The following is a 10,967-nucleotide window of genomic DNA, read 5'->3' as shown; positions in this document are numbered from 1 at the left end:
GATATCGAAAGACAAAAAGAAAACGAGTTCTTAATAAGAGCTCATTTTTGATTCACCAAACTTTTCTCGGCCAGTATACCCATAAAGTATAGCTTTTATACAAAAGGGCATAAGTCCTCAAAATAATATTTTTGCATTTTATTATAATATCATAGCGATTTTGTCAAGTCAATCTTTTGTACCTTTTATAATCCAATAACCTTTTTCTTTGTTCACAACTTCTACTTGACCAAAAATCTCTTCTAAAAAACTAAAAGTAGATGGTGCCCCTTGTTTCTTTTGAATTACAACCCACAATTCTCCCCCTGAAACTAATTTTTCATAGGAATCCTTATAGAAACGAAATATAGTCTCTTTTCCAGCACGAATAGGTGGATTAGTTATAATAGCCGCAAAGTTTGCAGTTTCCACTGCTGACAACCCATCACTTTCATAGATTCGCACATTTTGTACCCCGTTAGCAGCCGCATTTTTTACTGCAAGTTGGATTGCACGTGTGTTAACATCTACTAAATGAACTGTTCTTTCTTCATTTGCTTTTGCAACGGCAAGTCCAATTGGACCGTACCCACAGCCCACATCCAATATATCTCCTTCGAGATCTGGGGCACTAAAAGCATCAATTAATACACGGGAGCCAAAATCTACTTCGCTCTTACTAAATACACCAGCATCTGTTTCAAACCGAAAATTATGACCAAGTAATTTAAAATTCCAATGTTGAGGCTTACTTTCCGTTTGAGGTTTTCTAGAATAATAATGTTCAGACACCGTTTAACCCTCCATCATACATACGAAGAAAAGCCCGTCGTATATAGACGAGCTTTTTCCCCGAGTTGTACCAGAAATTACTTAACTTCTACGTTAGCGCCTACTTCTTCAAGTTGAGCTTTCATAGCTTCTGCATCTTCTTTAGATACGCCTTCTTTAATAGCTTTAGGAGCGTTATCTACTACTTCTTTAGCTTCTTTCAAGCCAAGACCAGTGATTTCACGAACTACTTTGATTACTTTGATTTTTTGGTCGCCTGCAGATGCAAGGATTACGTCAAATTCAGTTTGCTCTTCAGCAGCAGCAGCACCGCCACCAGCTGCAGCAGCTACAGGTGCAGCAGCAGTAACACCGAATTCTTCTTCGATTGATTTTACTAAGTCGTTTAATTCAAGAACTGTCATTGATTTGATAGCTTCTAAGATTTGCTCATTATTCATTTTATTTTCCTCCTATTATTGGGTATGTTAGGCTATTAGCCGGTTTTTTGTCGAAGAGTTGCATAATGAATTATGCGCCTTGCTCTTCTTTTTGTTCTGCAACAGCTTTTGTTGCAAGTGCGAAATTGCGCACTGGAGCTTGAAGTACAGATAAAAGCATTGAAAGAAGTCCTTCGCGTGATGGAAGTTCTGCAAGTGCTTTTACATCTTCAGCTGAAGATACGTTACCTTCGATGATCCCTGCTTTAATTTCTAATTGTTCGTTCTTTTTAGCAAAATCGTTGATGATTTTTGCAGGAGCAACTACGTCTTCGTTAGAGAATGCAACAGCATTTGGTCCAACTAAGAATTCGTTGATCGCATCAACACCCGCGATTTCAGTAGCACGACGTGTAAGTGAGTTTTTATAAACTTTGAACTCAACGCCAGCTTCACGAAGTTGTTTACGTAATTCCGTAACTTGTGCAACGTTTAAACCACGGTAATCAACAACTACTACTGAAGCAGCAGCTTTAAATTTACCAGCGATATCGTCTACAATTACTTTTTTTGTTTCGATTGCTTTGCTCATCTTGGCACCTCCTATAAGAATTGGCCATTTATACCGACAAAAGAAAAGCCTCTGATCTACGGATAGACACAGAGGCAGAAAGTCATCATCTAATTAGAATCTGAATTTACGTGTCCTCGGTAGGATATTAAGTGACAAGTCACTCCTACTGTCTTCGGTACAAATGTATATTACACAACAAAAGTCATCTTATCAGATAGACTATAGGTTGTCAATTATTATTTTACTGATTGAGCGTCAACTTTAATAGCTGGGCCCATTGTAGTTGTTACATTTACAGATTTCATGTAAACACCTTTTGATGCAGCTGGTTTAGCTTTTTGAATTACTTCAAATACTGCCATGAAGTTTTCTACTAATTTGTCGTCTTCGAAAGAAACTTTTCCGATAGGTGCATGAATAATCCCTGCTTTGTCAGCACGGTATTCTACTTTACCAGCTTTAATTTCTTCAATCGCTTTAGTAACATCAAATGTAACAGTACCAGTTTTAGGGTTTGGCATTAAACCTTTTGGTCCAAGTACTCGACCGATTTTACCAACTTCACCCATCATGTCAGGAGTAGCTACGATTACATCGAAGTCAAACCATCCTTGTTGGATTTTGTTGATATATTCCACGTCACCTACATAGTCTGCACCTGCAGCTTCAGCTTCTTTAAGTTTTTCACCTTTAGCAAAAACTAATACGCGTTGAGTTTTACCAGTTCCGTTTGGAAGTACTACTGCTCCACGGATTTGTTGGTCGTTTTTACGAGTATCAATTCCTAGACGGAAAGCAACTTCAACTGTTGCATCAAAATTAACTGTGCTAGTTTTTTTAGCAAGTTCAATTGCTTCTTTAGCTGAATACGTAGTATTTTTGTCAACTAATTTAGCAGCTTCTTGTAACTTTTTACCTTTGTTAGCCATTTTAAAATGTCCTCCTTGATAGTGGTTTTAGCGGAATAAACCTCCCACGTGTAAAGGTTGCAGTTATTCTAAGGAACAACTACAACCTTCCAAAAAACAATTGCTTCATATCAAAATCACATAAAGTATTAGTCTTCGATCGTAATACCCATGCTACGTGCTGTACCTTCAACCATCAACATAGCTGTTTCAACAGATGCAGCGTTTAGATCTGGCATTTTTTGTTCAGCGATTTCGCGAACTTTTTCACGTTTAACTGTCGCCACTTTAACGCGGTTCGGTTCACCTGATCCAGATTGAATTCCTGCTGCTACTTTAAGTAACACTGCTGCCGGCGGAGTTTTTGTAATGAAAGTAAAAGAACGATCTTCAAATACAGAAATTTCAACCGGAATGATTAGACCTGCTTGATCAGCAGTACGTGCGTTGAACTCCTTACAGAATCCCATGATATTAACACCTGCTTGTCCTAATGCAGGACCAACCGGTGGAGCTGGATTAGCTTTACCAGCAGGAATTTGTAATTTAACAACTTTAATCACTTTTTTAGCCACGAGACACACCTCCTTAAGTCCGTGATGTGGTAATTGGGTTGCCCCTCCCACTCAAATATCTGTCTCTCAGCTCTGCGCTGATAACATTTAGAAAATTCATGCAGACTTTTTTTCAGTCTGACCTTTGAAATGATACCACTTATCCATTTTTTTAGCAAGTATAAATTATACTTTAATTACTTGTTCGAAATCTAGCTCCATATTCGTTTCACGTCCGAACATATCTATAGAAACAGTAACTTTTCCTTTTTCTGCCTCGATTGCTTCTACTTTACCTTGGAAATGAGCAAATGGCCCTTCTAGTACTTCTACTAATTCTCCAACTGAGAAATCTACCTCGACTTTGCGATCGTTCATACCCATTTGCTTCAGCATAGATTGAACCTCTTCTGGAGCAAGCGGTGTAGGCTTTGTCCCTCCACCTGATGAACCTAGGAATCCAGTTACTCCTGGTGTGTTACGTACTACATACCAAGCGTCGTCAGTCATGATTAACTCTACAAAAACATACCCAGGGAATGTTTTTCTTGTAACCACACGTTTTTTTCCATCTTTAAAATCTGTTTCTTCTTGTTCCGGGATGAACACTCGGAATATCTTGTCAGACATCCCCATTGTTTCTACACGCTTTTCTAAATTTGCTTTTACTTTATTTTCATACCCAGAGTACGTATGAACGACATACCAATTTTTTTCCATAGTGTCAGGACTAGACGTCCTTCCCTCCTTTTCTAAGACAAATGAAAAAACCCGTTCGTTGACTAAGACGGGCTATTTTCAGATATTTACATGCTACAAACTTATAACTCCAAGTACCAACGGAACAATTCAGAAATACCTAAGTCCACTACTGCAAAGAATACAGCCATTACCGCTACTGTTGCAAGCACAATGATTGTGTACCGTGTTAGCTCTTTGCGTTTTGGCCAACTTACTTTTCTCATTTCTGACCCTACGTTTTTAAAAAACCCACTAATATTAGCCATTTAGTTGAACCTCCACATGAATATCTATCTTCTTACATACTCATAATGTTTGTTTGTGTACTGTATGAGCATTACAATGCGTGCAGTATTTTTTTCTCTCTATACGAACAGAACCGCTATCTTTAGACGCTGGAACTGTATAATTGCGATTACCACATTCTACGCAACTCAAGACGATTTTTTTAGTCATAATCTCACCTTTTTGGTGTATAAGTCTTTTTCAAGATTATCACCTTAGACTTACTGTGTCAACAAAATCCCAAATTATGCATAATTACTTCCAATCTCCATATAACGCTCTAGCTTACGCTTTACTCTTTGCAAGGCGTTATCGATAGACTTAACATGTCTATTCAATTCCTCGGATATCTCTTGATAGGATTGGCCATCTAGATATAAGGAGAGCACCTGCTGCTCAAGCTCGCTTAAAATTTCACCCATTTTACCTTCCATGTAATCATAGTTTTCTCTGTTTATGATTAACTCCTCTGGGTCGTCTACCACAGATCCTGCGATAATATCCATAAGTGTACGGTCCGATTCTTCATCATAGATCGGCTTGTCCAAGGAAATATATGAATTGAGCGGAATATGCTTTTGCCTGGTAGCTGTTTTAATAGCAGTAATAATCTGCCTTGTAATACATAATTCAGCAAATGCCCTAAAAGAAGAAAGCTTTTCCTCTTTGAAATCACGAATCGCCTTATATAGTCCAATCATTCCTTCTTGAAGTATATCTTCCTTATCCGCACCTATTAAAAAATAGGATCTACCTTTCATTCTCACAAATGAACGGTATTTCGTTATTAAATAATCTAGCGCTTCGGTGTTTCCTTGATGAACCATTTCTACAAGCTCTTCATCTAGTAAACTATCCAATTGTTGTAGATTCAGCTCTGTCTTTTCCAATGAAGTCACCTCAGCTAAATTAGACATATTTACCATCAGTATACAGGATTCAAATTTATAGCGTCAATGAGTCATTTCATTCCTCTTCGCCATTTTTCGAAAATTTCCGCTACTTCTTCTGATAAATCAATGGTCGAAGACGGCTTAGCTTCTTGGATATTCTTCACTTTTTTCGTAATATTCGAGGAAATAGAAATCATTTCAATTTCTAACTCTCTTGCAGATTTTCTTAGCGCACCTTGTCCAAATATGACTCGTTGCTCTGTCATATCAGAGGTAGCAACATAAATTTGTACGCGTCTACCACTTAACTCCCGAGTCATCTTTTCAATTCGCTCGTCTGCTGTTTCATTTTTTCTTGTAAAGATAATTTCCACATCATACTGTTTCTTTTTGTTTTCTATACCCGGTACTAGGTGGGCATCAAACACTACAATTACTCGTATACCAGTAAATGCTTTATATTCTGCCATTTGCTCGATTAGTCTATCTCTAGCATCTAGTAATTTATCATTTTTTAGTTTTCTTAACTCGCTCCATGCGCCGATGATATTATAACCATCGACAAGTAGAATCTGCATGATTTTATTGTTTAAGCGGGTTTCTTACGCGCAAAACTTCGTATAGAAGGATTGACGTAGCAACGGACGCATTCAAGCTAGTTACATGACCAACCATCGGCAAATGGTAAAGAAAGTCGCATTTATCTTTTAATAATCGACTCATCCCTTTTCCTTCACTTCCAATAATGAGTGCTAACGGGAGGGTAGCATCCATATTTCTATAATCTGTTGACTTCGCAGCATCTGTTCCTGCGATCCACACTCCGCGCTCTTTAAGCTCGTCCACTGTTTGAGCCAAGTTCCCGGCACGATAAACTGGCACATGCTCAATTGCACCTGTAGATGCTTTGGCTACTACTGCTGTTAACCCAACAGCTCTTCTCTTCGGAATGATAATACCATGTGCTCCTACTGCATCCGCAGTACGCATAATAGAACCTAGGTTATGTGGGTCCTCAATTTCATCTAAAATGATAAAAAGTGGATCCTCTTTTTTACTTGCAGCTAGATTAAATAAATCATCTAATTCTGCATATTTGTAAGCAGCAACTGAAGCTACAATCCCTTGATGATTTGCATCGGTTAGATTATCCAGCTTTTTCTTTGGGACAAACTGAACGATAATTCCTGCTTCCTTCGCCAATTGTATGATTTCTGTAACGCCACTTTTTTGAATACCTTCAGCTATCCAGACCTTATTCATGTCTCTTCCAGAGCGCAGTGCTTCTACGACTGGATTTTTACCAGCAATAATTTCACCAGTTTGTTCGGATTTCTCTATCATTATTTTTTCTCTCCCTTTTGCCCATCGATAAATTCAATGGAAAATCGCAGCACCTCTTGCAAACGATCTGCTTGCTCACTTAAGTATAAGCTACCAATAACAGCTTCAAACGCTGTACTGTAATGATACGTCAAAACATCTGTATTTTTAGGAACCGTTCCAGATTTGGCGTTTCTTCCTCTTCTTAAGACAGCCTCTTCTTCCTCAGTTAAGAAATTAGTGTTTAACATTTCTTTAACGATTGTTGCTTGTGCCTTGGCAGACACGTAATTTGTTGCTTCTTTGTGAAGGATGTTTGGTCTAACCCGCCCTGAGCGGATGAGGTGTTCTCGAACTACTTGTTCGAACACCGCATCACCCATATAAGCTAAGGCTAAAGAGTTAAGTTGCTTTACATCAGATAATTTAAATTCCACGAGGGTCACCCACGCTTCCATCGGATACCTTGGGCAGTATCTTCTAAAATAATATTCATTTCCTTCAGCTGATCTCTAATTTCATCCGCACGAGCAAAATTTCGATCTTTTCTCGCTTGGTTACGTTCTTCGATAAGCGCATCAATTTCTTCATCCAACACCTCTTGCTCCTTTGAAAGAGTAATTCCAAGAACTGCAGTTAATAAATCCAAAATGGAAATAAATTGTTTTAATACTTCTTCAGATGTTTGCTTTTCTAATAGATAAGTATTCGCTAGCTTAGATAATTCAAATAATGCAGCTATCCCATTGGCAGTATTAAAATCATCATCCATTGCCGTTTCAAATTGTTGCTTAACCTCTTGTATTTTGTGCACCCATATATCATGCTGGTCACCTAAATCCGCTGTTGTATTCAAACGGTGAAGTACATTTTCATATGAAGTACGAATACGTTCTAATCCTGCCTCTGCCTGCTCTACAAGCTCTTGAGAATAGTTAATTGGGTTACGGTAATGAACGCTTAGCATAAAGAATCGGAGCACCTGCGGGTTAATTTGCTTGCGAATGTCATTCACCAATACAAAGTTACCAAGTGACTTAGACATTTTTTCATTGTCTATATTGATATAACCGTTATGCATCCAATACCTAGCAAAGGTTTTTCCAGTTCTAGCCTCAGATTGAGCAATCTCGTTTTCATGGTGAGGGAAAGTTAAATCTTGACCACCAGCGTGTATATCAATTGTGTCTCCTAAAATCTCACGTGCCATAACAGAGCACTCAATATGCCAACCTGGTCGACCTTGCCCCCATGGACTTTCCCAGAATATCTCACCAGGCTTTGCAGCTTTCCATAGAGCGAAGTCTAATGCGTCTTCTTTCTTCTCTCCACGCTCAATGCGTGCTCCTACCTTTAAGTCATCTACGGACTGATGTGAAAGCTTTCCGTACCCTTCAAACTTTCTCGTACGGTAGTAAACGTCACCTTGTGATTCATAAGCATAGCCTTTTTCTACTAGCACTTTAATAAAATCTATAATTTCATCCATATGTTCCGTTACACGAGGATGGGAGTCTGCCTTTGTGCACCCTAGTGCCTCTACGTCTGCATAATAAGCTTTAATAAAGCGATCCGTAAGCTCTGATACATCTTCACCGAGTTCGTTGGCCGCTTTAATAATCTTGTCGTCTACATCAGTAAAATTACTTACGAATGTTACATCGTATCCACGATATTGCAAATACTTTCGGACCGTGTCATATACGATAACCGGTCGTGCGTTACCGATATGAATGTAATTGTATACCGTTGGACCGCATACATACATTTTTACCTTCCCTTCTTCTATTGGCACAAATGGTTCCTTCTCACGTTTTAGTGAATTAAAGATTTGAATTGTCATGGCGTTTGGCTCTCTCCTTTTCCTCTAGCAATCGAACTATTTCTTCCTGTAGCTGCTTAATCTTATCTTCCATTTCCTTGCATCGATCTGCAAATGGATCAGGAAGATCTTGATGATCTAAGTTTCTTTTTACCTTTTTACCATTTTGAATAACGACTACACCAGGTATGCCAACTACCGTAGAATCTTCTGGTACATCCTTTAGGACGACGGAGCCTGCTCCTACCTTACTGTTGTCGCCGATTGTGATAGACCCCAACACCTTAGCTCCAGTAGCTACTAAGACATTATTCTTAAGAGTAGGGTGACGCTTTCCTTTTTCTTTACCAGTCCCCCCTAAGGTAACACCTTGATAGATCGTACAATCGTCTCCTATCTCACAGGTTTCTCCAATAACCACCCCTGAACCATGGTCGATGAAGAAGCGTCTGCCTATCACCGCTCCAGGATGGATTTCTATACCTGTAAAGAACCTGCTGATTTGGGAGATTAGCCTTGCAAGGAAAAACCATTTCCTCTTATAAAAGACATGTGCTAACCTATGGCTCCAAACTGCATGTAAACCTGCATAGGTTAATATAACCTCCAACTTACTAGTAGCAGCGGGATCCTGTTCAAACACTACCTCTATATCTTCTTTCATCCGCTCAAACACGATAATCACTCCTTTTTTCCATAAGAAAAGCGCAAGCGCCTATGTTTGCCCCGACAGGCAAATGGAGAAAAGCGAGGAGGCAGTTCCTCAGCCACCGCAAACGCTTTTGTTTGCGACGAGCTCGCGCAGGAGCAGCTTTTATCCATTTGACCCCGAGGGGCAAGGCGCTGAAGCTAGACATCTATTTATCCACAAGTTCAGAATTTTATAATTTCCTAAACAATAAAAAAAGTCTCTGTCTATAAATATAGACAGAGACGCTGTTTTGCGCGGTTCCACTCTGATTGGAAAGATGTTTATCTTTCCCGCTTCACATCTTTAACGCAGATGATACGTCCAGCCTACTAATCGTTCGGCTTGGCGCTCCGAGGTGCATTTCCATAACTCATAGGTTCAGACCACTTTCAGCCGGTGATGGTCCTCTCTAAGGAACTTGCGTTACGTACTTCTCCTCTTCTTAGCTTTCTTTACTTCGTTCATGAATTACACTCATTTTCACACCTTGCAGTGGAAAAGTCAATTTTATTGTTTAGCGTATTTGGAAACTCTTGCAATTACTTTTTCTTTACCGATTAAGCTAATTGCATCCGCTAATTCCGGACCATGTGTTTGGCCAGTAGTTACGACACGGATAGGCATAAATAGGTTTTTCCCCTTATGACCCGTTTCCTTTTGCACTGCTTTAATCGATGCTTTAATTTCTGCTGGTTCAAATGTTTCTAGAGCCTCTAACTGTGCTTTAAAGGCAGCCATAACCTCTGGTACTTGTTCACCAGTCAATACTTCAAGAGCTTCTTCATTATATGCAACATCGTCGTTAAAGAACAATGATGACAACTCAATAATTTCTGCTCCAAAGCTCATTTGATCATGGTAAAGCCCTATTAAATTTGTAGCCCATACTTGTTGCTCCTCAGATAATTCCTCTGGAAGAAGTCCTTCTTTTTGTAGATGTGGCAACGCAAGCTCTACTACTTTTTCTAGTGGAAGTTGCTTAATGTATTGATTGTTCATCCAAGTTAGTTTTTGCTTATCGAACATTGACGGTGATTTGGAAAGACGAGCTACATCAAATTGTTTAATGAATTCCTCTTTAGAGAAGATTTCTTCTTCTCCTTCAGGAGACCAGCCTAATAGAGCAAAGAAGTTGAACATTGCTTCTGGAAGATACCCTAGGTCTTTATATTGTGCTACAAATTGTATGATTGATTCATCACGTTTAGATAATTTTTTACGGCTTTCGTTGATGATTAACGTCATGTGCCCGTACTTAGGATATTCCCAGCCGAAAACGTCAAATACCATTAATTGTTTTGGAGTATTGGATAAATGCTCTTCACCTCGGAATACATGCGTAATCTCCATTAAGTGATCATCTAATACTACTGCGTAGTTATAGGTTGGAATGCCATTTGCTTTGACAAGAACCCAGTCACCAACGTCTTTGGATTCAAAGGACACAGTTCCACGAACTAAATCGTCAAACTTATACGTTACATTCTCAGGCACACGCATACGAATCGTATAAGGTGTTCCTGCCGCTTCCTTCTCTTGTACTTCTTCTTTGGATAGATGTCGGCATTTTCCGTTATACATCGGAGCAGCTACACCATTTTCTTTTTGTTGCTCACGGTCAGCTTCTAATTCCTCAGAAGTACAGAAACATTTATAAGCATGGCCTTTTTCTAGCATTTCCTCTGCGTATTTCGTGTAAATATCTAATCGCTCCATTTGGCGATAAGGTGCATAAGGTCCACCGATATCTACTGATTCATCGTATTCCATTCCTAGCCACTTTAAGTTATCCAGCTGTGATAATTCTCCGCCTTCAATATTTCGCTCAATATCTGTGTCTTCAATACGAACGATAAATTTCCCATTATGGTGGCGAGCATATAAATAATTGAATAATGCAGTACGTGCTCCTCCAATATGAAGATTTCCTGTAGGACTTGGTGCATAGCGTACGCGAACTTCTTGTGTCATTATAAATCCTCCTAA

General features: G+C 39.1%; 15 protein-coding genes and 2 other annotated features. All 15 genes read right to left on the bottom strand.

The window, feature by feature from the left end; genetic code table 11:
* Window positions 1-168: 168 nt before the first annotated feature.
* The 15 genes from MKX96_RS00930 to gltX all read right to left on the bottom strand — a co-directional run bounded on the left by MKX96_RS00930 (window position 169) and on the right by gltX (window position 10,952).
* Complete coding sequence (locus MKX96_RS00930) at window positions 169-771, bottom strand: class I SAM-dependent methyltransferase (RefSeq protein ID WP_169359377.1); 603 nt, start codon at window positions 769-771, stop codon at window positions 169-171.
* A gap of 77 nt (window positions 772-848) precedes the next feature.
* Complete coding sequence (rplL, locus tag MKX96_RS00925) at window positions 849-1,211, bottom strand: 50S ribosomal protein L7/L12 (RefSeq protein ID WP_340881364.1); 363 nt, start codon at window positions 1,209-1,211, stop codon at window positions 849-851.
* A 70-nt stretch (window positions 1,212-1,281) separates the two neighbouring features.
* Window positions 1,282-1,782, bottom strand: a complete 501-nt coding sequence (rplJ, locus tag MKX96_RS00920) for a 50S ribosomal protein L10 (RefSeq protein WP_169359379.1) — start codon at window positions 1,780-1,782, stop codon at window positions 1,282-1,284.
* 32 nt (window positions 1,783-1,814) lie between these two features.
* Window positions 1,815-1,958 (bottom strand) — a sequence feature (ribosomal protein L10 leader region).
* Between the two features lie 42 nt (window positions 1,959-2,000).
* Entirely contained in the window at window positions 2,001-2,693 is a 693-nt protein-coding gene (rplA, locus tag MKX96_RS00915) for a 50S ribosomal protein L1 (RefSeq protein ID WP_169359380.1), read from the bottom strand.
* Between the two features lie 128 nt (window positions 2,694-2,821).
* Complete coding sequence (gene rplK / locus MKX96_RS00910; RefSeq protein WP_169359381.1) at window positions 2,822-3,247, bottom strand: 50S ribosomal protein L11; 426 nt, start codon at window positions 3,245-3,247, stop codon at window positions 2,822-2,824.
* Window positions 3,248-3,412: 165 nt separating this feature from the next.
* Window positions 3,413-3,946: a transcription termination/antitermination protein NusG gene (gene nusG / locus MKX96_RS00905; RefSeq protein WP_169359382.1), complete on the bottom strand. Its 534-nt coding sequence runs from the start codon at window positions 3,944-3,946 to the stop codon at window positions 3,413-3,415.
* Window positions 3,947-4,047: 101 nt separating this feature from the next.
* Window positions 4,048-4,233 carry a preprotein translocase subunit SecE gene (gene secE / locus MKX96_RS00900; protein ID WP_169359383.1) on the bottom strand — a complete coding sequence of 62 codons (186 nt, stop codon included), beginning with the start codon at window positions 4,231-4,233 and terminating at the stop codon, window positions 4,048-4,050.
* 40 nt (window positions 4,234-4,273) lie between these two features.
* Window positions 4,274-4,423, bottom strand: a complete 150-nt coding sequence (rpmG, locus tag MKX96_RS00895; RefSeq protein WP_298472447.1) for a 50S ribosomal protein L33 — start codon at window positions 4,421-4,423, stop codon at window positions 4,274-4,276.
* Window positions 4,424-4,497: 74 nt separating this feature from the next.
* Window positions 4,498-5,169 carry an RNA polymerase sporulation sigma factor SigH gene (sigH, locus tag MKX96_RS00890; protein WP_169359385.1) on the bottom strand — a complete coding sequence of 224 codons (672 nt, stop codon included), beginning with the start codon at window positions 5,167-5,169 and terminating at the stop codon, window positions 4,498-4,500.
* Between the two features lie 44 nt (window positions 5,170-5,213).
* Complete coding sequence (locus MKX96_RS00885) at window positions 5,214-5,723, bottom strand: NYN domain-containing protein (RefSeq protein WP_298472443.1); 510 nt, start codon at window positions 5,721-5,723, stop codon at window positions 5,214-5,216.
* A 4-nt stretch (window positions 5,724-5,727) separates the two neighbouring features.
* Window positions 5,728-6,489, bottom strand: coding sequence for a 23S rRNA (guanosine(2251)-2'-O)-methyltransferase RlmB (gene rlmB, locus MKX96_RS00880; RefSeq protein WP_169359387.1), 762 nt, complete (start codon window positions 6,487-6,489; stop codon window positions 5,728-5,730).
* Entirely contained in the window at window positions 6,489-6,851 is a 363-nt protein-coding gene (locus MKX96_RS00875) for a Mini-ribonuclease 3 (RefSeq protein ID WP_445678204.1), read from the bottom strand. Before MKX96_RS00875 ends, rlmB begins: the two co-directional genes overlap by 1 nt.
* A 59-nt stretch (window positions 6,852-6,910) precedes the next feature.
* Window positions 6,911-8,311: a cysteine--tRNA ligase gene (gene cysS / locus MKX96_RS00870; RefSeq protein ID WP_340881357.1), complete on the bottom strand. Its 1,401-nt coding sequence runs from the start codon at window positions 8,309-8,311 to the stop codon at window positions 6,911-6,913.
* Complete coding sequence (gene cysE, locus MKX96_RS00865) at window positions 8,292-8,966, bottom strand: serine O-acetyltransferase (protein WP_169359390.1); 675 nt, start codon at window positions 8,964-8,966, stop codon at window positions 8,292-8,294. The genes cysS and cysE overlap by 20 nt, the downstream gene beginning before the upstream one ends.
* A 250-nt stretch (window positions 8,967-9,216) precedes the next feature.
* Window positions 9,217-9,434, bottom strand: a binding site (T-box leader).
* 54 nt (window positions 9,435-9,488) lie between these two features.
* Window positions 9,489-10,952: a glutamate--tRNA ligase gene (gene gltX, locus MKX96_RS00860; RefSeq protein ID WP_169359391.1), complete on the bottom strand. Its 1,464-nt coding sequence runs from the start codon at window positions 10,950-10,952 to the stop codon at window positions 9,489-9,491.
* Window positions 10,953-10,967: the final 15 nt, after the last annotated feature.

This window comes from Psychrobacillus sp. FSL W7-1493, from assembly GCF_038004905.1.
Lineage (GTDB): Bacteria > Bacillota > Bacilli > Bacillales_A > Planococcaceae > Psychrobacillus.
Note: the sequence above shows the minus strand (reverse complement) of the source record. Positions and strands in the feature narration are given on the sequence as shown.